This is a genomic window from Micromonospora sp. NPDC005163, from assembly GCF_053599835.1.
In genome coordinates, this window is the sequence record NZ_JBSFYP010000002.1 from 32581 (window position 1) to 51649 (window position 19069).

The 19069-nt window shown below is 73.6% G+C and carries 21 protein-coding genes; 11 read left to right on the plus strand and 10 right to left on the minus strand.

What is annotated here, in order from left to right; all coding sequences use genetic code 11:
* Nucleotides 1-57 precede the first annotated feature (57 nt).
* Nucleotides 58-1899 (minus strand): tetratricopeptide repeat protein, encoded by a 1842-nt coding sequence (locus tag ACWD6N_RS01860; protein ID WP_387326211.1) that lies wholly within the window; start codon nucleotides 1897-1899, stop codon nucleotides 58-60.
* 188 nt (nucleotides 1900-2087) lie between these two features.
* Here ACWD6N_RS01860 and ACWD6N_RS01865 point away from each other — a divergent pair, with 188 nt between their 5' ends.
* On the plus strand, nucleotides 2088-3119 hold the full coding sequence (locus ACWD6N_RS01865) for an SIS domain-containing protein (protein WP_354964005.1): 1032 nt from the start codon (nucleotides 2088-2090) through the stop codon (nucleotides 3117-3119).
* Nucleotides 3120-3144: 25 nt separating this feature from the next.
* Nucleotides 3145-4740, plus strand: coding sequence for a histidine kinase N-terminal domain-containing protein (locus ACWD6N_RS01870; protein ID WP_387325936.1), 1596 nt, complete (start codon nucleotides 3145-3147; stop codon nucleotides 4738-4740).
* 75 nt (nucleotides 4741-4815) lie between these two features.
* Here the strand turns inward: ACWD6N_RS01870 and ACWD6N_RS01875 are convergent, their stop codons facing one another.
* Entirely contained in the window at nucleotides 4816-6330 is a 1515-nt protein-coding gene (locus ACWD6N_RS01875; protein WP_387325939.1) for a glycosyltransferase family 39 protein, read from the minus strand.
* Between the two features lie 314 nt (nucleotides 6331-6644).
* On the opposite strand from ACWD6N_RS01875, the gene ACWD6N_RS01880 reads away from it, so the two are divergent.
* The 4 genes from ACWD6N_RS01880 to ACWD6N_RS01895 are packed head-to-tail and all read left to right on the plus strand — an operon-like array spanning nucleotide 6645 to nucleotide 10067.
* Nucleotides 6645-8360, plus strand: a complete 1716-nt coding sequence (locus ACWD6N_RS01880) for a nitrite/sulfite reductase (RefSeq protein WP_387325942.1) — start codon at nucleotides 6645-6647, stop codon at nucleotides 8358-8360.
* Nucleotides 8357-8518: a hypothetical protein gene (locus ACWD6N_RS01885; RefSeq protein ID WP_172899052.1), complete on the plus strand. Its 162-nt coding sequence runs from the start codon at nucleotides 8357-8359 to the stop codon at nucleotides 8516-8518. Before ACWD6N_RS01880 ends, ACWD6N_RS01885 begins: the two co-directional genes overlap by 4 nt.
* Complete coding sequence (locus ACWD6N_RS01890; RefSeq protein WP_387325946.1) at nucleotides 8515-9276, plus strand: phosphoadenylyl-sulfate reductase; 762 nt, start codon at nucleotides 8515-8517, stop codon at nucleotides 9274-9276. The genes ACWD6N_RS01885 and ACWD6N_RS01890 overlap by 4 nt, the downstream gene beginning before the upstream one ends.
* A complete protein-coding gene (locus ACWD6N_RS01895) occupies nucleotides 9258-10067 on the plus strand; it encodes a sirohydrochlorin chelatase (RefSeq protein ID WP_387325949.1) in 810 nt (269 codons plus the stop codon). Before ACWD6N_RS01890 ends, ACWD6N_RS01895 begins: the two co-directional genes overlap by 19 nt.
* Nucleotides 10068-10159: 92 nt before the next feature.
* On the opposite strand, the gene ACWD6N_RS01900 is transcribed toward ACWD6N_RS01895, so the two are convergent.
* Nucleotides 10160-10417 (minus strand): WhiB family transcriptional regulator, encoded by a 258-nt coding sequence (locus ACWD6N_RS01900; protein WP_007072794.1) that lies wholly within the window; start codon nucleotides 10415-10417, stop codon nucleotides 10160-10162.
* Between the two features lie 451 nt (nucleotides 10418-10868).
* Nucleotides 10869-11819, minus strand: a complete 951-nt coding sequence (locus ACWD6N_RS01905) for a diacylglycerol/lipid kinase family protein (RefSeq protein WP_387325952.1) — start codon at nucleotides 11817-11819, stop codon at nucleotides 10869-10871.
* A 43-nt stretch (nucleotides 11820-11862) separates the two neighbouring features.
* Between ACWD6N_RS01905 and ACWD6N_RS01910 the strand changes: the two genes are divergently transcribed.
* A complete protein-coding gene (locus ACWD6N_RS01910) occupies nucleotides 11863-12252 on the plus strand; it encodes a hypothetical protein (protein ID WP_387325955.1) in 390 nt (129 codons plus the stop codon).
* 34 nt (nucleotides 12253-12286) lie between these two features.
* On the opposite strand, the gene ACWD6N_RS01915 is transcribed toward ACWD6N_RS01910, so the two are convergent.
* The 3 genes from ACWD6N_RS01915 to sodN are packed head-to-tail and all read right to left on the minus strand — an operon-like array spanning nucleotide 12287 to nucleotide 13703.
* Nucleotides 12287-12694: an ATP-binding protein gene (locus ACWD6N_RS01915; protein ID WP_354963763.1), complete on the minus strand. Its 408-nt coding sequence runs from the start codon at nucleotides 12692-12694 to the stop codon at nucleotides 12287-12289.
* Between the two features lie 32 nt (nucleotides 12695-12726).
* Complete coding sequence (locus tag ACWD6N_RS01920; RefSeq protein ID WP_387325958.1) at nucleotides 12727-13302, minus strand: GNAT family N-acetyltransferase; 576 nt, start codon at nucleotides 13300-13302, stop codon at nucleotides 12727-12729.
* On the minus strand, nucleotides 13299-13703 hold the full coding sequence (gene sodN / locus ACWD6N_RS01925; protein WP_387325961.1) for a superoxide dismutase, Ni: 405 nt from the start codon (nucleotides 13701-13703) through the stop codon (nucleotides 13299-13301). The genes ACWD6N_RS01920 and sodN overlap by 4 nt, the downstream gene beginning before the upstream one ends.
* Before the next feature lie 84 nt (nucleotides 13704-13787).
* On the opposite strand from sodN, the gene ACWD6N_RS01930 reads away from it, so the two are divergent.
* The 3 genes from ACWD6N_RS01930 to ACWD6N_RS01940 all read left to right on the plus strand — a co-directional run bounded on the left by ACWD6N_RS01930 (nucleotide 13788) and on the right by ACWD6N_RS01940 (nucleotide 16522).
* The gene (locus ACWD6N_RS01930; protein ID WP_387325964.1) at nucleotides 13788-14138 is read left to right on the plus strand and encodes a S24/S26 family peptidase; all 351 of its coding nucleotides are present in this window, start codon (nucleotides 13788-13790) and stop codon (nucleotides 14136-14138) included.
* A 143-nt stretch (nucleotides 14139-14281) separates the two neighbouring features.
* On the plus strand, nucleotides 14282-15460 hold the full coding sequence (locus tag ACWD6N_RS01935) for an NAD(P)-dependent malic enzyme (protein WP_387325967.1): 1179 nt from the start codon (nucleotides 14282-14284) through the stop codon (nucleotides 15458-15460).
* Nucleotides 15461-15559: 99 nt separating this feature from the next.
* Entirely contained in the window at nucleotides 15560-16522 is a 963-nt protein-coding gene (locus ACWD6N_RS01940) for a zinc-binding dehydrogenase (RefSeq protein WP_387325970.1), read from the plus strand.
* A gap of 50 nt (nucleotides 16523-16572) precedes the next feature.
* Here ACWD6N_RS01940 and ACWD6N_RS01945 read toward each other — a convergent pair whose 3' ends face one another.
* The 3 genes from ACWD6N_RS01945 to ACWD6N_RS01955 all read right to left on the minus strand — a co-directional run bounded on the left by ACWD6N_RS01945 (nucleotide 16573) and on the right by ACWD6N_RS01955 (nucleotide 18728).
* On the minus strand, nucleotides 16573-17538 hold the full coding sequence (locus ACWD6N_RS01945; protein WP_387325973.1) for an alpha/beta hydrolase family protein: 966 nt from the start codon (nucleotides 17536-17538) through the stop codon (nucleotides 16573-16575).
* Nucleotides 17539-17613: 75 nt separating this feature from the next.
* Nucleotides 17614-17793, minus strand: coding sequence for a hypothetical protein (locus ACWD6N_RS01950; protein WP_387325976.1), 180 nt, complete (start codon nucleotides 17791-17793; stop codon nucleotides 17614-17616).
* Between the two features lie 29 nt (nucleotides 17794-17822).
* A complete protein-coding gene (locus tag ACWD6N_RS01955; protein ID WP_354963771.1) occupies nucleotides 17823-18728 on the minus strand; it encodes an alpha/beta hydrolase family protein in 906 nt (301 codons plus the stop codon).
* A gap of 158 nt (nucleotides 18729-18886) precedes the next feature.
* On the opposite strand from ACWD6N_RS01955, the gene ACWD6N_RS01960 reads away from it, so the two are divergent.
* On the plus strand, nucleotides 18887-19060 hold the full coding sequence (locus tag ACWD6N_RS01960) for a hypothetical protein (RefSeq protein ID WP_387325979.1): 174 nt from the start codon (nucleotides 18887-18889) through the stop codon (nucleotides 19058-19060).
* The last annotated feature ends 9 nt before the right edge of the window (nucleotides 19061-19069 follow it).

The window sequence follows — 19069 nt, forward strand, 5'->3', positions numbered from 1 at the left end:
ACTCCCGCGCCGCGCTGGCCCCACCGGGGACGGCGCGGCGCGGCCGTTTCTCCAGGGTCAGCGACGACGTCGGGGTGTGGTGAGGCGTCGCCAGAGGCGGCGAAGTGGATTGCGGGGGCGCGGAAGTCGGGGCGGCGGCGGGTCGCCGAGCAACTCGATGGCGAGCGCGGCGGTGGCCGGGTCCAGTGCCGGAGCGGCCAGCGCCAGGTGGGCCAGTGAGACGGCGATCGGGACCGGCCGGGCCCGGGCCACCGCTGCCGCGTCGGCCAGCCGCTCGGCCACCACCTGGGCCACGTCCGATCGCACCCCCGGGTCCACCCAGGCAGCGGTGACCAGGGCGAACAGTGCCGCCTCGGTGATCCAGTCCTCCACGCCCCAGACCAGGTCCAGCAGTACCCGGCGCCGGGTCGAGTCGTCCCACGGCTCGTCGGTGCGGTGGTGCAGCAGCCCCAGGCAGGCCCACACCTGCACGCCGCGCACCCAGACCGACGGGTCCTGGGCGGCCAGGAGCCGGCCCAGCGCGTTGGCCGGCGCCGCCGGCGGATGCACCAGCAGCCCGAGCAGGTCGGCCAGGTCCAGGCCGGCCAGGCCCACCGCCGCGTCGTAGGCCGCCGGCGGGTGCGGCCACGCCGGATGGGCGACCTGCCCGATCCGCTCGACCGCCGCCGCCGAGGGCGCCGGCAGCGCGGGCGTCGGGAGGGTGTCCGCGTAGTGCCACAGGCGTCGGGTGGTGGCCCGTCGCGGTTCTCGTGGGTCCGGCTCCACCGCGCCGGCGACCTCGATCCGCAGCCCGGGTGCCGCCGCCGTGGCCGTCCGCACGGCGCTCGGCGGGGCCGCCGCCGGCAGGCGTACGGCAGTCCCGAGACCATTGTCGTCGTCGGCCACCGCCTGGCGCAGAGCGTCGACCAGCGGGCCGCCGGCCGGCGTCAACTGGCCGAGCCACGGCCGACCCCGGCAGCACTGGGCCAGATCGCCGTGCTCGTGGCTGTCGTCCGGGTGGTCACGGACGAAGTCGGCGAGCGCGACCAGGTGGGCGAGGTCGCCGTCGCGCAGGTGCCGCAGGCGGTGGGCGGTGTGCACTGCGCAGTCGAACGACGGGTCCCGAGCGAGCGCCCGCTCGGTCCACTCCAGCGCCTCGTCCAGCCGGCCGGTCTCGGCCAGGGTGCCGGCGATGTCGGCGTAGATGGCCAGGTCGTCGGGGTCCAGCGCGACGGCCCGGCCGAGCGCCGCGAGGGCCTCACGGGTGCGGCCGCCGCTGCGGTACGCGTACCCGAGCCAGACCTCGCCCATCTTCGAGGGCTGGGACCGTACGCCGCGGGTGGCCCAGCGGATCGCCAGCGTGACCTCGCCGAGCCGCCTGGCCAGCGCGGACCCCGCGCCCAGCAGCAGCCCGTGCTCGGGGCGGACGGTGACCGCGTTGCGGGCCAGCGCGAGGTACGGCGCGAGCGCGCCCCGGCCGACGCGCGGCACCGGGTCGGGCAACGCGGCACAGACCTGCATGAGGATCCGGGCGATGTGCTCCGGGTCCAGTCGCTCGGCCAGTTCGGGTGCGATCACCCATGGCACGCCGGCCCACTCCGTGCCGGGCGCGTACCCGGTGGCCGCAGCCAGCAGGTCCAGCCCCTCGGCCGGTCGGCCGGCGGCGGCCAGCAGGTGGGCGCGGGCGACGACCGCGCCGACGAAGGTGTGGTGGTTGATCGGGAAGAGGTCGAGCCCGCCCCCGCTGACCGCGGCCAGCCGGGCCAACGTCTCGTGCACCTCCGGCAGGGTCGGCGCCCGGGCCAGCGCGCCGGCGAGGTGGCCGGCGGCGTGGTGGAGGTCGCCCTCGTCCAGTGCCAGCCGGGCCAGGGCCAGCTCCTCCGTCGCGGAGAGCGCGGGGTCGTCCCTTCCCTCGGGCACATCGTCCTCTCGTCGCAGCGACACCGGTTGGAGCGGGACAAGCCTAGTTGATATTGAGATCATTCGGTGATCAACTGCGCAGTGCTGCTCGTTCGATTGCTCGGATAGTTTGAAAGGTGCAAGACTGAGCAGGAAACGCGCGGGAACCGCGCAAGAGGGGAGCGTCCGTGACGCGTGCAGGGGCCGGGATGGCCGCCGACATCGAGGAGCAGCCGGCCGGCTACGCGCGCCTGCTCTCCACCGCCAACGCCGGGGAGATCGCCCGGGTGGCGGCTGCCGTCGCCGAGCGTCGGCCACGGCACGTGGTCTTCACCGCCCGGGGCACCTCCGACCACGCGGCCCTCTACGGGGCGTACCTGGCCGAGATCCGGCTCGGGCTGCCCGCCGGGCTCGCCTCGCCCAGCGCGGTCACCCTGTTCGGCGCCCGCCCCGACCTGTCCGACGCGCTGGTCGTCGGGGTCAGCCAGAGCGGCGGCTCGCCCGACCTGGCCGAGGTGCTGCGCGCCGCGCGGGCCTCCGGCGCGCTGACCCTCGCGGTGACCAACGCCCCGGACTCCCCGCTGGTGGAGGTGGCCGAGCTGAGCGTCGACATCGCGGCCGGGCACGAGCGGGCGGTGGCCGCCACCAAGACGTACACCGCCGAGCTGCTCGCCCTGTTGATGCTCATCGAGGGGATCCGTGCCGGCGACGGCGTGCTCCCGGCGGCCGAGCGGGAGGCGCTCGACGCGCTGCCCGAGCTGGCCGCCCGCACCCTCGCCGACGACACCCCGGCGCAGCTCGCTCCGCGCTACCGCTTCGCCCGCCAGCTGGTCACCACCGGGCGCGGGTACGCCTACCCGACCGCGCGGGAGGCCGCCCTCAAGCTGATGGAGACCTCGTACCTGCCGGCTCTCGCCTTCTCCGGCGCCGACCTGCTGCACGGTCCGCTCGCGATGACCGACCCGGAGGTTCCGGTGCTCGCCGTGGTCGGCTCGGGCCCGGGCGGACGGTCGATGGGCGAGGTGCTGCCCCGCCTCGGCGAGCGCCGCGCCGACGTGGTGGTGGTCGGCTCCGCCGACGTGCCGGGCGCCACGCGGCTCGCCGTCCCCGATGTCGACGAGCGGTACGCCCCGCTGCTGGACATCCTGCCGTTGCAGCGCCTGGCGATGGCGTTGGCGCTGACCCGGGGCGAGGATCCGGACGCGCCGCGCGGGCTGAAGAAGGTCACCGCGACGATGTGAGTCGCGGCGTGGCACGCTGGTCATCGTGTCCACGCTGCGCGACCTCGCCGAGGAGCACACCCGTCTCCGTCCGGCCGACATCGACCACCTGCACCGGATCGCCGGCGACTGGCAACTGCTCTCCGACCTGTCCTTCGCCGATCTGCTGCTCTGGGTGCCGGTCGACACGGACGGCACCTTCCTCTGCGTCGCCCAGGTCCGCCCGACGACCGCGCCCACCGCGTACCAGGATGACCAGGTGGGGCGGATCGTCGGCGGGCCGGAGGTGGCCCACCTGGGCGTGGCCTACTCCCAGGGCCGGATCTGGAGGGAGGGCGACCCGGTCTGGTACGGCGACGTACCGGCCCGGCACGAGGCGATCCCGGTCCGGCTGCGCACCGCCGAGGGGGAGGCCGGCGAGGTGATCGCGGTGGTGGGCCGGGACACCAACCTCTCCACCGCGCGTACCCCCAGCCAGCTGGAGCTCAACTACCTGACCACGGCCGACGACCTGGCCCAGATGATCGCGGACGGCACCTTCCCGCCGCCCCGGCACCCGGGCGAGACCACTTCCGCCCCGCGGGTCGGGGACGGCCTGGTGCGGCTCGACGCCGGCGGCAAGGTCACCTACGCCAGCCCGAACGCGCAGTCCGCGTACCGCCGGTTGGGCTACGCCTCCCACCTGGTGGGGGAGGATCTGGCCGCGCTGCACCGCCGGCTGGCCGGCGATCCGCTGGACGGCACCGAGGCGGCGAACGGGATCCTGGCCGCGCTGCGCGGCGAGGCGCCGCCCCGCCGGGAGATCGACGCGCGGGGCGCCACGATGCTCACCCGGGCGCTGCCACTGATGCCCGCCGGGGTGCCGATCGGCGCGCTGGTCCTGGTCCGGGACATCACCGAGGTCCGCCGCCGGGACCGGGCACTGATCACCAAGGACGCCACCATCCGGGAGATCCACCACCGGGTGAAGAACAACCTCCAGACGGTGGCCGCGCTGCTGCGGTTGCAGGCCCGCCGGGTCGCCATGCCGGAGGCCCGGGTCGCCCTGGAGGAGTCGGTTCGCCGGGTCGCCTCGATCGCCCTGGTGCACGAGACGCTCTCCATGTCCAGCGACGAGGCGGTCGAGTTCGACGGCATCGTCGACCGGGTGGCGAGCGCGGCGACCGAGGTCGCGGCGACCGAGGTGAGCGTCGGCATGCGCCGGCGGGGCAGCTTCGGCGTGCTGCCCGCGGAGATCGCCACCTCGCTGGTGATGGTCCTCAACGAGTTGCTGCTCAACGCCGTCGAGCACGGCTTCCCGCCCGCTGACGAAGCGGACGACGCTCTCGTCCCGTCCGCGCCGGCCGACGTGGTGCCCGCCGTCGTACCCGGGACCGACCCGGCCGGGCGGCCCGAGGTTGTCGTCTCGGCGCACCGGTTCCGCAAGATGCTGCACGTCTCCGTGGCGGACAACGGACGCGGGCTGCCACCCGACTTCGATGCCGAGAGCGGCAGCCGGCTGGGCCTCCAGATCGTCCGGGCCCTGGTCACCGGGGAGCTGCGCGGCACCATCGCGCTGCGCGCCGGCGCCAACGGCGGCACCGAGGCGGTGCTCGTCGTACCGCTGGCCCGCAGCGCGCCCGACGGCCGCTCGCAACCCTGACCCACCTGCCGACCCGACCCCCGCCGGCCTTGGGTTTTCCGCACCCGGGCGGGTCCGCCCCGTCTGCCGGACAGGTCAGCGGCCGGGGCGGCTGGTCAGCAGGGCGACGGTCAGGCCGGGGCGCTGCCAGACACGCGCGATGGTGAAGTCCGCGCGCAACGCGTCACCCTTGGCGCCCGGCACGGTGGCCAACGGTTCGGCATGCCGCCCGGCGACGACCAGCCAGACCCGTGGCGTGCCGGCCAGGCACCGCGCCGGTCGCGGGCACTCCGCGGCCCACAGATCGCCCCGACGAACCTCGTCCTCGGCGACCAGCACGTCCCGCGGCGGGTTCCCCAGGTGGTACTCGACGCCCAGATCCAGGAAGAGCCAACTGTCCCGGGGCGAATAGACCACCGCGTCCCCGGGCCGCTGCCCGTCGGCGATCACCCGGGCGGCACCCGCGTAGTCCACCGGCGCGCTGCGCGGCCACTCGTGGGTCCGCCGCAGCGCCGCCTGGTCGGGCAGGCCGAGCAGCCCGGCGAGGACCACCACGGCCAGCGCGGCCGGCGCGCTCACCCCGGCCAGCGCCGCGCCGGCCAGCAGGCAGGCGAACGGCACCACGAAGACCAGATACCGGGGTACCCACAGCGGCACGACCGTCCCGGCGGCGAAGAGCAGCAGGACGGGCAGCAGCACCGCGCTCACCGGCAGCAGGGCCCGTCGGCCGAGGCGGGCCGCACCAAGCGCGGCGATCCCCACCAGCAGCCCGCCCACCACGGAGCTCTGGGCCACGCCACCGGGCAGCGCGCTCAGGTCGTCCAGGCGGGCCGACGCAACCCAGTCCAACTGTCGGGAACGCTGTGTGCCGGCCTTCAGCAGCAGCGGGCTCACCAGCAGCGCGGCCGGCACCACCGCGACCACCCACCGCCACACCCGCCGATCCGGCCGCCCCACCTCGCCGGTCCCGTCCGACTCGGCCACCCCGGCTACGGCGGAGCCCCGCCACCAGGTGACCAGCACGACCAGCGCGTGTGCGGCGAGCAGGGTGAGGGCGATCAGATGGGTGAGCCCGAGCGCGGCCACCGCGGCGGCGTAACCGCCCCAGCGGGCCCAGCCGGGCCGACGCAACGCACTCACCAGCAGCAGGGTGGCAAGGACCGCGAGCGCGGTGGCCAGGGCGTACGGGCGGGCCTCCTGCCCGTAGCGGGAGGTGCCGGGGAGCAGCGCGAAGAGCAGCCCGGCGAACAGACCGGTACGCCGGTCGGCAAGCTGCGCGCCGAGCACGGCGAGCAGCCCGGCGGCGACGGTCATCGCCAGCGCGGCCGGCGCGCGCAGGGCCACCGTGGAGTCGCCGACGATCGCGAGCCAGCCGTGCAGCAACAGGTAGTACGGGCCGGTGGCGGCGTCGATGGTGCCGGCCAGCCGGACCAGGTCGCCGGGCGACCGGGTGGCGGCGCTCCAGGTGGCCAGCTCGTCGCGCCAGAGCTGGGCCGAGCCCAGCCCAGCGCCGGTGACCGCCAGGGTCAGCACCGCCGGAGGAAGCCAGACCGGGACGCGGTGCAGCCGACCTCGCACCGCCTCGGGCGACTTTTCGGACAATATGCCCACCGTCCGAGCCTGTCACGGCTGGCCCGGCCCGTGATGTGGGATCCGGCACGCGCTCATTGGCCGGCCCCCATGCGGTGTGGCAGCATGAGCCCATGACCGCCGCTGTCGTCCGCCGCTTCGTGGCTCGTCGCCACGTTGATTACGGCCGCGTGCGCAGCGCGATCTGTCCGGCCAACTGACGACGCCCGACCCATCTGTCTCGGGCGCGCTCCGCGCCGGCTGTCTCAGACACCGTTGTCCCGCCCGCTCTCGACGGGCCGGCCGCCGCGCCCCGCGCCCGCCCCGAGGCACAGCAGACAACGGAGGACGCCGCGATGGCGGTCAGCAGCATCCCGGCCCGTTCCGAGGACCCGACGGCCCGCCCTGCCCGGACGGTGACGCGCCGGCCGCGGGGTGAGGGTCAGTGGGCGCTCGGCCACCGCGAGCCGCTCAACCCCAACGAGCGGATCAAGAAGGACGACGACCCGCTCAACGTCCGGGCCCGGATCGAGACCATCTACGCGCACGGCGGCTTCGCCTCCATCGACCCGCAGGACCTGCGCGGCCGGTTCCGCTGGTGGGGCCTCTACACCCAGCGCAGGGCCGGCATCGACGGTGGGCGCACCGCGGTGCTGGAGCCGCACGAGCTGGAGGACGAGTTCTTCATGCTCCGGGTCCGCATCGACGGCGGCCAGCTCAGCCTGGCCCAGCTGCGGGTCATCGCGGACATCTCCCGGGAGTTCGCCCGGGACACCGCCGACATCACCGACCGGCAGAACATCCAGTACCACTGGATCCGGGTCGAGGACATGCCGGAGATCTGGCGCCGACTGGAGTCGGTCGGCCTGCAGACCACCGAGGCGTGCGGCGACTGCCCCCGGATCGTGCTGGGCAGCCCGGTCGCCGGGGTGGCCCGCGACGAGCTGCTCGACCCCACGCCGGCGCTCGACGAGATCGTCGCCCGGTACGTCGGGGACAAGCAGTTCTCCAACCTGCCCCGCAAGTTCAAGACGTCGATCTCCTGGCTGGTGGACACCCCGTACGAGTCGAACGACATCGCCTTCCTCGGCGTCGACCACCCCGAACACGGCCCCGGCTTCGACGTCTGGGTCGGTGGCGGCCTCTCCACTAACCCGATGCTGGCCCAGCGACTCGGCGTCTGGGTGCCGATGGCCGAGATCCCCGACGTGTGGGCCGGCGTGGTCGGGATCTTCCGCGACTACGGCTACCGGCGGCTGCGTAACCGCGCCCGGTTGAAGTTCCTGGTGGCCGACTGGGGCATCGAGCGTTTCCGCGAGGTCCTGGAGCAGGACTACCTCGGCCGGACGCTGCTCGACGGCCCGGCGCCGGACCTGCCGGCGAAGCCGATCGACCACGTTGGGGTGCACGAGCAGGCCGACGGGCGGCACTACGTCGGCGCCGCCCCGGTCGTCGGGCGGGTCTCCGGCGCGCAGCTCGCCCAGCTGGCCGACGTGGTCGAGGCGCACGGCAGTGACCGGGTGCGGCTCACCCCGTACCAGAAGCTGCTGGTGCTCGACGTGCCGTCGGAGCGGACCGAGTCGTTGGTCGACGCGCTGCGCGCGATCGGCCTGGAGGCCCGGCCGTCGGCCTGGCGGCGCGGCACCATGGCGTGCACCGGCATCGAGTACTGCAAGCTCGCCATCGTCGAGACGAAGGCCCGCGGCGAGGAGCTGGTGGCCCGGCTGGAGCAGCGGCTGCGCGACTTCGATGCCGACATCTCGATCCACATCAACGGCTGCCCGAACGCTTGCGCGCGCACCCAGGTGGCCGACATCGGACTCAAGGGCCAGCTGGTGGTCGGCCCGGACGGTCGGCACGTCGAGGGCTTCCAGGTGCACCTGGGTGGCGGCCTGGGCATGGCGCAGGGGCAGACCGCCGGTTTCGGGCGCAAGCTGCGCGGCCTGAAGACCACCGCCGAGGAGCTTCCGGAGTACGTGGAACGACTGGCCCTGCGCTACCTGGCCGGCCGGAGCGAGGGCGAGACGTTCGCCAACTGGGTGATCAGAGTCGACGAGGAGGAACTGCGATGAGCAGCGAGAACCGAGCGGCACCCCTGTACTGCCCGTACTGCGGCGAGGAGGATCTACGGCCGCACGAGGCGGGGCACGGCGCCTGGGAGTGCCACGCCTGCGCCCGGGTCTTCTCGGTGAAGTTCACCGGGCTGCTCTCCCGGGCGGTGAACCGGTGAGCCTCGTCTCCGCCGCCGGCCTCGGCCTGGTCGGTCCGGGCGGTCCGACCCCGGCCGATCCGACCCGGCGCAGCCCTGACGAGCTGCGGGCGCTGGCCGAGCAGGCGGGTCGGGAGCTGGAGGGCGCCCCGGCGCTGGAGATCGCCCGTTGGGCGGCGCAGACCTTCGGCGACCGGTTCTGCGTCACCAGCTCGATGGCCGACGCCGTGCTGGCCCACCTGGTGTCCCGGGTCGCCCCGGGGGTGGACGTGGTCTTCCTCGACACCGGCCTCCATTTCCCGGAGACCCTCCGGGTGCGGGACGAGGTGGCGCGGACGCTGCCGGTGAACGTCCGGTCGATCCGCCCTCGGCTCACCGTCGGTCAGCAGGACGGCCAGTACGGTCCCCGGCTGTTCAACAAGTCACCGGACGACTGCTGCCAGCTGCGCAAGGTGGAGCCGCTGGAGCGGGCGCTGACCGGGTACGACGCCTGGGCCGCGGGCCTGCGCCGGGACGAGTCGCCGACCCGGGCCAACACGCCGGTGGTGACCTTCGACGGGCGGCGGGGCAAGGTCAAGGTCAACCCGATCGCGGCCTGGTCGCAGGGCGACGTGGACGCCTACATCGCCCGCTGGAACGTGCCGGTCAACGAGCTGTTCAAGCAGGGCTACGGCTCGATCGGCTGCTGGCCGTGCACCCGTCGGACCAAGGCCGGCGAGGACGCGCGGGCCGGCCGGTGGGCCATGTTCGAGAAGTCCGAGTGCGGACTGCACGTCTGACCTCCCCGTCGACGACCCCGACCGGCCTGCGTGTGGCCGGCGGGGCGGATCCGGTGGTGCTGGTCGCGCACGGCAGCCGTGATCCCCGAGCGGCCGAGGCCACCCGGGCGCTGGGCCGGGCGGTGTCGGCCGCCCGTCCGGACACCCCGGTGTGGACGAGCTGGCTGGACCACACCGAGCCGGGGCCGACCGAGGTGCTGCGCGGGTTGGCGGCGGCCGGCCACCGCCGGGCGGTGCTGGTGCCGCTGCTGCTGACCGCCGCGTACCACCGTCGGGTCGACATCCCGGCGGCCGTCGCCGCCGCGGCGCGGGCCGGGCCTCCCCTGGAGGTACGGGTGACCGACGTGCTCGGTCCGGCGGACGGCACGGTGGACCGGGCTCTGCTGGCCGGGCTGCGACGCCGGCTCGGCGAGTCGTGGACGGGCCGCTTCGACGCGCTGGTGCTGGCAGCGGCGGGCACCCGGGACACGCGGGCGCGTGGCTCGGTGGGCCTGGTGGCGGACGCGCTCGGCGCGGAGTTCGGGGTGCCCTGCCGGGTGTCGTACGCCTCGGCGGCTCCGCCGGAGACCGGTGTCGCGGTGGCCCGGCTACGGGCGGCCGGCGCTCGCCGGGTGGCGGTCGCCGGGTACTTCCTGGCGCCGGGCCTCTTTCACGACGCGGTGGCCGAGGCGGCCCGGGCGGCCGGCGCGGTGGCGGTGGCCGACCCGTTGACCGACGCCCCGGAGCTGGTCGAGCTGGTGCTGCGGCGGGTCGACGAGTGGTCCGGTCGAGTCCTGGCGCCGGCGGTGTGACCGAGGTCGCCGGCTTGCGAATGATCAGCGGGGTAGGAAAGCGGAACGCCCCGGCGGGCGGACCCGCCGGGGCGTACAGCTGTGTCGTGGGATCAGGCGGAGTGAGCGCGCAGGACCCGGAGGCCGCCGCGACGTTTGACAGCGCGCCGCTCCTCCTCGCTCATTCCGCCCCAGACGCCGGCGTCCTGACCCGACTCGAGCGCCCACTGCAGGCACTGGTCGGTCACGGAGCAGCGCCTGCAGACGGCCTTGGCCTGCTCGACCTGCAGGAGAGCCGGTCCGGACGTCCCGATAGGGAAGAACAGCTCCGGGTCCTCGTCGCGGCAGACAGCATGGTGACGCCAGTCCATGGCGGCAACACTCCTCATTCTGGATGGGGTGGCAATTATTGCTTGTAGTGCTTTTCCTATATGCATCCGCAAAGCCGATGGTGACAGTTCGCGTCGGTCCATTCGGCAGTGCGTGAGCAGGCGGTTAGCCCCGGGGGACCTGCTGGAACAGCTCAACCTGACGAGCATATCCAGGCAATGTCCCGGTAACTCAAGTTCGCTTGTGAATACTTTCACGAACATTCGCGATGTCAAGGGTGACGCTCGGAAAAACTCCGGGCGGTGAGCAAGCCCACAACCCATTTGTCCGGGTTCCAGTGCCTTCCTGGTTACCCGCCGTGCCACAGCCGAGGATCAATATAGTACAGTCCACGTGACATTGCTGACATTTCCGGCACCTGCCCCTCGGTGTGGCGGCGACCGTGTCGATGCAGTTGTGGCGGCCGCGTCGACCTAGGGCAGTACCCGAGACCTAGCAGATTACTCTCAGTGCGGCGGGAACGGATGTGAATCTGACTTTCTCCCGCTCGCCGAGGTAGTCGCCGTCCAGCTGGAACGCCTGTGGGCGGTTGGAGACCAGCGTGAACTCCGCCGTGTCATGGAGTCGTAACACCTGCCGGCCGCGTGGATCCGGCCGCCGGGACAGGAACTGCGTCACCGTCCGTGTTGTGCTGGCCACCCGGAGCTGACGCAACGCCAGCACGTCCAGCCCGAGGTCGAACGACGCCTCCGGGTTCGGGTTGATCTCCCGATCGCCCAGGTACGTCCACGGCGCGGTGTTCTGGATGATGACGGTCGCCAGCTCGCCTTCCGCGGGCTCACCGGGACGCTCCAACCTGATCGCCGGGTGCCGTCGGTCCGAGGCGAGGAAGTACTGGTTCATGATCGAGCGCAGGTAGAGACCCGGAGTGGAGACGCGCCCCCGACGACGTGCCTGCTCCACCCGGTGGATCACGGCGGCGTCCAGGCCGAACCCGGCGCAGAAGGTGAAGTAGCGATCGTCCGCGCGCCCCAGCCCGATCGTCCGGTGTCGACCGAGACGCAGCCCTTCGAGGATCATGCTGGTCCCCTCCGGCCACTCCCGGGGAAGGCCCAGCGCGCGGGCGAACACGTTGGTCGAGCCACCCGGAACGGTCGCCAGCGCGGGCAGCCGCTCGGCCAGCGTGGCGCCATCGGCGCCGGCGGGCGGCTCGGCCGTCATCAGGCCGTTCACCACCTCGTTGACGGTGCCGTCGCCACCCAGGGTGACGACCAGGTCGACCCCCTCCGCGGCGGCCTCCCGGGCCAGCGCCATGGCGTGCCCACGCCGGCGGGTGTAGCGCACGCTGAGGTCGACTTCGCTGCGCAGCGCCCGGACAAGCACGTCCCGGCTGCGTTCGCTGGTGGTGGTGGCCTTCGGATTGACCACCAGGACGGCCCGCATGGGCGGCACTGTACCTTCCGGTAGCCCGGGTATCGTGGCGCGCGTGACCATCGACTCGGCCCCGATTCCCGTCACGCTCCGCTGGGCGGTGCGGCTGCTGTGGGCGGAGGCGGTCGCCGTCGGGCTGATCGCCGCCTGGCTGGTCTGGGCCGATCTCACCGCCGCCACCCGCGATCTGCTGTCAGCCCTGCTGGTGACCGCGTTCGCCGTCGGGGCGGCGGTCGTGCTCTGGGCACTGGGCCGCGCGCTGCTGCGCCGTCAGGCCGGCGCGCGCGCCCCCGCGATCGTGCTTCAGCTGATGCTGCTGCCGATCGGGTGGTTCATGATCCAGGCCGGGCTGGGCTGGCTCGGCGTGCCGCTGATGGCACTGGGCCTGGGCGTCAGCTGGCTGTTGGTGAGCCCCCCGACGACCCGGGCGCTCGGTTTCGAGTGACCGGGCTCCGCGCCCGACGGGGTGAACGGGTGGGTCAATAGCCGCCGGAGCGGCGGGTCAACAGCGAGATCGTCGCCCGGCCGTCGGCGGCCGTGGTGGACGCCGACGTGGTCAGCGCGGTGAGCACCTTCCAGGCGAAGGACGACTCGGCGGGCAGGGTGGCGCCGCGCACGGTCGGCACGGTGACCTCGACGGTCAGCGCGTCCTCGGTGACCGAGAACCGGCACTCCAGCTCGGCGTCGCGGGTGGCGATGGCGAGCAGCATGGCGCACGCCTCGTCGACCGCGATCCGCAGATCCTCGATCTCGTCGAGCGCGAACTGCAACCGGGCCGCGAGACCGGCGGTGGCGGTACGGAGCACGCCGAGGTAGCCGCCGTCGGCGGGCACCGTGAGGTGCACCACGTCGTCGTCGGTCGCTGGCTGGCCGGTCAGTTGAGTCACGCCTCATCCCCCCGGTCGGGGACTCTACCCGGTCAGTCGCCCGGGCGCGTGCCAGCGGCGGTGGCCTGGCTGGCGAGGTCACGCAGTGCGTCGCCGCTGAGCCGGTAGGGGACCCACTCGCTCATCTGCTCCGCGCCGATGGAGGCGTAGAACCCGGCGGCCGGGTTCCAGTTGATCATCCACCACTCCAGCCGCCGGTAGCCGCGTCGTACGCAGATGTCGGCTAGGGTGGCGAGCAGCAGCCGGCCCGCACCGGTGCCCCGGGCGGCCGGTCGGACGTAGAGGTCCTCCAGGTAGACGCCGTGCACGCCGGCCCAGGTGGAGAAGTTGAGGAACCACAGCGCGAAGCCGATCGGCTGGTCGTGCTCGTCGACCGCGACGTGGCCGAAGAGCGCCGGTGCGGTCGCACCACCACTCCAGCTCGGCGCGTCTGACGCCACGCCGCGACCTGGAGTAGTCGTGAACAGGGCCGAGGTCAACTGTTCGGTGGTGAGGTGGCACTGGTCCGGGGCGCGTTCGTACTCCGCCAGCTCGTGAACCATGGCGACGACGGCCGGCACATCCTCGGGACGTGCCGGCCGGATCGTCGGGGTGACGGGTGCGGTCACGCCTTCTTGGTCTCCCAGAAGATCTTCGAGATCTCATCGATCTTCGCGAGCAGCTTGTCGGCGGTGGCCGGGTCGAGGCTGCCCTTGACGCCACCGGCGCCGGCGAGCTTGGTGGCCTCGTTGAACAGGGTGTGCAGGTTCGGGTACTTCTCGAAGTGCGGGGCCTTGAAGTAGTCGGTCCAGAGCACCCACAGGTGGTGCTTGACCAGCTCGGCGCGCTGCTCCTTGATGATGACCGCCCGGGTGCGGAACTCCGGGTCGGTGTTCGCCTGGTACTTCTCGCAGATCATTTTGACCGACTCGGCCTCGATCCGGGCCTGGGCCGGGTCGTAGACGCCGCACGGCAGGTCGCAGTGAGCGCTCGCGGAGACGCGGGGCGCAAGGATGCGTGGAAGTCGCATCGGGATCCTCCATGGGAAGTTTGCGATGATCAAAGGCGACATTACTCCTGGGAATGCTCCCCGAAGCGGGTGGAGGTGAAACCAGTGCGGGCCGATCACCCGGCGGGGGCTCCCCGGCTGCGCGGGCCGCTGACCGCCATCCTGGTGACCGGCCCGTCCATGGCGCCGACGCTGCGGCACGGCGACGCGGTGCTGGTCCGCCCGCACGGTCGTCCGATCCGCCCCGGTGACGTGGTGGTCGCGGTCTTCCGTACCCGTCCCGAGCTGCTGGTGGTGAAACGGGCGGTCCGGGCACAGGACGGCGGCTGGTGGCTGCGCGGGGACAACGACCTGGTCACCGACGACTCCCGCGCGTACGGGGTGGCCGACGTGCGGGGGCGGGTGGTGGCCCGCTACTGGCCGCGCCCCGGACGGGTCCCGCGTCGACCGTTATGACCCTGCTCACATCCGAGTGGCAGTGTCGACACTATGCTCGGAAAGTGCCCGGGTGACCCCCCGCACCGCGTGCCACCGCTCGCCGCCCACCTCGCGGCCGGGCCGGCCGCCCCGTCTGCTCGACAGATCCTGGAGTCACCGCCATGCCTTCGTCCACCGTGGACCCCGCTGATCCCGTCTTCCAGCTGCACCGGGGCGGCAAGATGGCCGTCACCTCGACGGTGCCGCTCACCAGCCGGGAGGACCTCTCCCTCGCGTACACCCCGGGGGTGGCCCGGGTGTGTGAGGCGATCGCCGCCGACCCCGACCTGGTCGACGACTACACCTGGGTGTCGCACGCCGTCGCGGTGGTCACCGACGGCTCGGCGGTGCTCGGGCTCGGCAACATCGGCCCGCGTGCCGCGCTGCCGGTGATGGAGGGCAAGGCGGTGCTGTTCAAGCAGTTCGCCGGGGTCGACGCGGTGCCAATCTGTCTGGACACCCAGGACGTGGACGAGATCGTCGCCGTGGTGCGGGCGCTGGCCCCCTCGTTCGGCGGGATCAACCTGGAGGACATCAGCGCGCCGCGCTGCTTCGAGGTGGAGCGCCGGCTCGACGAGGCGCTGGACATCCCGGTCTTCCACGACGACCAGCACGGCACCGCGATCGTGGTGCTCGCCGCGCTGCGCAACGCCGCCACCCTGCTCAACCGCAAGCTCGGTGACCTGCGGGTCGCGGTGAGCGGCGCCGGCGCGGCCGGTGTGGCCGTGACGAAGATGCTGGTCGCCGGGGGCGTCAACCCCGACCAGGTGGTGGTCTGCGACTCCAAGGGCATCATCGGCCGGCACCGTACCGAGCTGACCGGCACCAAGGCCGAGCTGGCCGCGACCACCAACGCCGACGGTCGGCAGGGTGACATCACCGAGGCGCTGCGCGGCGCGGACGTGCTGATCGGCGTCTCCGGCGGGCAGATCCCGGAGGCCGCGGTCGCCGGCATGGCACCCGGCGGGATCGTGTTCGCGCTGGCCAACCCGACCCCGGAGGTGCACCCCGAGGTGGCCGCCCGGCACGTCGCGGTGGTCGCCACCGGGCGCAGCGACTACCCCAACCAGATCAACAACGTGCTCGCCTTCCCCGGGGTGTTCCGGGGCGCGCTGGACGCGCGGGCCACCCGGATCACCGAGGGCATGAAGGTCGCCGCCGCGGACGCCATCGCCGGAGTGGTGGCCGAGTCGCTGACCGCCGAGGCGATCGTCCCGTCGCCGCTGGACCCCCGGGTCGCCCCGGCGGTGGCCGAGGCGGTCGCCGAGGCGGCCCGCCGCGACGGCGTCGCCCGCCGGTAAGGAAGGGCACCTTCTTAACGCCTGGTGCATAGGAAGGGTCCCTTCCTAACGCCGGGTGTGTGGAAGGGCCCCTTCTTAACCGGCGTTCGGCTTGTTACCGTGCCGATCATGCGTGCTGCCTTCGCCTCCCGCTTCGACGACGCCGACCCGCTCGCCGCGCTCACTGTCGGTGAGCGGCCCGAGCCGACCCACCCGGCGGACGACTGGGTGACCGTGCAGCTGCGCGCCACCTCGCTCAACCACCACGACCTCTGGTCGCTGCGGGGGGTGGGGCTCACCGAGGCCCAGCTGCCGATGATCCTCGGCTGCGACGCGGTCGGCGTGGACCCGGAGGGCAACCAGGTGGTCGTCTACCCGGTGGTGGTCACCCGGGGTGACCCGCGCGGGGTCTCCATCCTCTCCGAGTACTTCCCCGGCACCCTCGCCGAGCGGGTCGCCGTACCCCGGTCGAACCTGGTCCCGCTGCCCGACGGGATGGCGGCGACCGACGCGGCCTGCCTGCCCACGGCCTGGCTGACCGCGTGGCGGATGTTGACCACCAAGGGCCGTGTCGAGGACGCCGACAGCGTGCTGGTGCAGGGCGCGGGCGGCGGCGTGGCCACCGCGGCCGTCGCGCTCGCCGTCGCGATGGGTAAGCGGGTGTACGCGACCAGCCGCGACGCCACCAAGCGGGAGCGGATCACCGCGCTCGGCGCCACCGCCGTGGAACCGGGTGCCCGGCTGCCGGAACGGGTCGACGTGGTGATCGAGACGGTCGGCGCGGCCACCTTCGACCACTCGATGAAGTCGGCAGCGCCGATGGCCCGGATCGTGGTCTCCGGCGCCACCGCCGGTCACGAGCCGGCGGTCAACCTCCGCCGGGTCTTCGCCATGCAGCTGGAGATCCTGGGCACCTCGATGGGCACGCCCGGCGAGCTGTACGAGCTGCTGGCGTTCTGCGCGGACAGCGACGTGCGCCCGGTGGTGGACAGCGTCGTCCCGTTCAGCCGGGTCGAGGACGCCTTCGCCCGGCTGCACTCCGGTGACGCCTTCGGCAAGGTCGTCGTCGACCACACCGCCTGACGCGTCCGCGGCGTTGCTTTCATGATCCGCGCCTTCGCCCGGCCGGCTACCTACAGGTGGTCGTCGAAGGTGGCGATGTCGCCGCGCTTCGCGTCGGTGGAGATGCGCTTCTTGGCCGCCGGGTCGCCGTACAGCGTCCAGCGGAGGAACTCGACGGAGGTGTCCGAGACCACCCGCAGCGCCGCGCCGTCGCTGAGCAGCGCCCGCCCGTGGTCGCCCTTCGGCAGGCTCAGCATCGCCTTCGGCCAGGGCACCTTGTCGTACGCGGCCCGGCCCGCCGCGTAGTCGACCACCTCGTCCAGCTCGCCGTGCACGAACAGCTGGGGCGCGGCCGCGCCGGCGAACGCCGTACCCACGCCGAGCGCCGTGCCGGCGAACACCACGCCGGCGTCCAGCCGTTCGTCCCGGCTGGCGGTGAACAGGCCGATGGTGGTCACCCCGCCGGCCGAGTGCCCGGCCGCGGCCACCCGCTCGGCGTCCAGCCGGCCGCGAAGCGGGTCGCCCGCCTTGCCGTCGAGCGCCAGCACCTCGGTCAGCGTGTAGGACACGTCGGCCGGCTGGTTGAGCACGTCGAGGACGTTGCCGTCGCCGCCCCGGGAGGTGTGCGGGAAGGCCGGCGCGGCCACCACGAAGCCCGCCGCCGCCCACCGGGTCAGCAGCGTGGCGTAGTCGTCCGGCCGCCCGCCCAGGCCGTGACTGAACATCACCACGGGAAACCGGCCGGCCGCTGCCGCCGCCGACCGCTTGACCGCCCCGCCGGCCTCCCCGGCCGCCGGGTACCAGAGCGTCACCGGCAGCGCCCGGCCGTCCCGGTTCAGCTTGAGCTGGCGTACGCCGACGGCGAAGGCTCGCTGTGGCGCGGTCCCGGCGGGTACCCGCGGCGTCGCCGAGGCGACGGAGGAGGGCTCGACCGGTGCCGGCCCGCTCTCGGCCTGCCGGGCGTCCGCGGTGCAGCCGACCAGGCCGGCCGTGAGCAGGGCGCTGGCCAGCAGCGCGGGGGTGACGCGACGGGACATGAACTCAATTGTGCCCTGCCCGGCTGACCCGCTCGGTCGCGTTCGGTGTGGCGTGGCCACCCGCTCACCCAGCGCTCAGTCTTCTCCGGCCGGCGGGACGGCGGCGCGCAGCCGGGCCAGGTCGTCGGCGTCCTTTGGTCGGCGCGGGCGCTCCGGCATCCAGATCGGGTACATCTGCTTGAACTCGATCTGGGCTGACACCGAGATCGTCGGCACGGTGAGCGTGCCGATCCGGCCCGCTGGCGCGTCCAGCATCCCGGCCGGTAGCGGGGCGGCCGGGGTCGTCAGCGGGCCGGGCGGGACTCGTAGCGGGTCAGGGTGGGGGTGCGGGCGTCGGCGGGGAGGCGGGCGCCGGCCGCGCTGTCGTCGTAGAGGGTCCAGCGGAGAAAGTCGGTGGTGGTGGCGAGGACGGGGGCGAACCCCGGACTGTCCGGGGTGAGGTACGCGCCGTGGTCCTGGCCGAGCAGGCTGAGAAAGGCGGCCGGGCCGGGGGTACGCCCGTACGCGGCCCGGCCGACCGCGACCGGCACCACCGGGTCGGCCGTGCCGTGCACGAAGAGCAGGGGCGCGGCCGGCCCGGCGAAACTGCCGGGCAGTCCGCCCCCGGCGATCACGATCCCGGCGCGCAGCCGGGCCTGGTGCCCCTCGGCGAACATGCCGGCCGTGGTGAAGCCGCCGGCCGAGTGGCCGGCGGCGGCGATCGATGCCAGGGCCAGGTGACCGGCGAGCGGATCATCCGGGTCGGTGTCGAGACGGCTCAGGTGCCGGATGAGCCGCCAGCAGTCGGCCGGCTGGTTGCGGACGTCGGCTCGGGTGAACCGGGCGGCACCGCGCCGGGTGTGCGGGAACGCGGGAGCGGCCACCACGAAGCCGGCCGCCGCCCAGCGCGTGGTCAGCCCTGCGTGCAGCCCGGGCCGGCTGTCCAGGCCGTGGCTGTAGATGACCACCGGGAACCGCCCGGCGGCCACCCCGTCGGGTGACGCCGGGTACCAGATGGTCACCGGCAGGGGGCGCGCCGAGCGGGGATCGAGGGTGAGCGTACGCACGCCGACGACGTACGACCCCTCGGGCGCCCGGCGCGCCGACGGCACGACCGGGGCGGCGGTGGACCCGTCCGCCACGGCGGTGGCCGGCGCGCAACCGGCCAGCAGCGCTGTCACCAGTACGGCGATCAGCCGCCCCGCCCCCATCGTTCCACGGTAGGTGCCCGGGTGTGGGTAGCGACCCCGCCGTCCGGTCCGGCCGCACCCGCCGGCCGGGTCGGGTCAGCTCCGCCGGCCGGGTCGACACCACCGGGTGCCGTGGGCGGGGGCGGTGCGCCGCGACCGGCTTCGCTAGGGTCACCGGCATGCCTGAGAACTACACCGACCCCAGCGGCAACACCGAGGCGTTCCGCGCGTTCACCCAGACGCCGGAGGCCATCGCGCCGGCGGAGTCCCCGTCCCGCCTGCCGCTGATCATCGGTGCGGCGGTGGTCGTCGTGCTGGTGGTTGCCCTCGTCGCCTGGTTGGCGCTGCGCTGAGCCTGCCGG

Excerpts from the sequence above, each read along its gene's own strand:
- ACWD6N_RS01880 (WP_387325942.1), top strand. The coding sequence starts at position 6,645 with ATGGCGGTCAGCAGCATCCCGGCCCGTTCCGAGGACCCGACGGCCCGC.
- ACWD6N_RS01885 (WP_172899052.1), top strand. The coding sequence starts at position 8,357 with ATGAGCAGCGAGAACCGAGCGGCACCCCTGTACTGCCCGTACTGCGGC.
- ACWD6N_RS01960 (WP_387325979.1), top strand. The coding sequence starts at position 18,887 with ATGCCTGAGAACTACACCGACCCCAGCGGCAACACCGAGGCGTTCCGC.
- ACWD6N_RS01900 (WP_007072794.1), bottom strand. The coding sequence starts at position 10,417 with ATGGACTGGCGTCACCATGCTGTCTGCCGCGACGAGGACCCGGAGCTG.
- ACWD6N_RS01935 (WP_387325967.1), top strand. The coding sequence starts at position 14,282 with ATGCCTTCGTCCACCGTGGACCCCGCTGATCCCGTCTTCCAGCTGCAC.
- ACWD6N_RS01865 (WP_354964005.1), top strand. The coding sequence starts at position 2,088 with ATGGCCGCCGACATCGAGGAGCAGCCGGCCGGCTACGCGCGCCTGCTC.
- ACWD6N_RS01950 (WP_387325976.1), bottom strand. The coding sequence starts at position 17,793 with ATGCTGGACGCGCCAGCGGGCCGGATCGGCACGCTCACCGTGCCGACG.
- ACWD6N_RS01955 (WP_354963771.1), bottom strand. The coding sequence starts at position 18,728 with ATGGGGGCGGGGCGGCTGATCGCCGTACTGGTGACAGCGCTGCTGGCC.
- ACWD6N_RS01945 (WP_387325973.1), bottom strand. The coding sequence starts at position 17,538 with ATGTCCCGTCGCGTCACCCCCGCGCTGCTGGCCAGCGCCCTGCTCACG.
- ACWD6N_RS01905 (WP_387325952.1), bottom strand. The coding sequence starts at position 11,819 with ATGCGGGCCGTCCTGGTGGTCAATCCGAAGGCCACCACCACCAGCGAA.
- sodN (WP_387325961.1), bottom strand. The coding sequence starts at position 13,703 with ATGCGACTTCCACGCATCCTTGCGCCCCGCGTCTCCGCGAGCGCTCAC.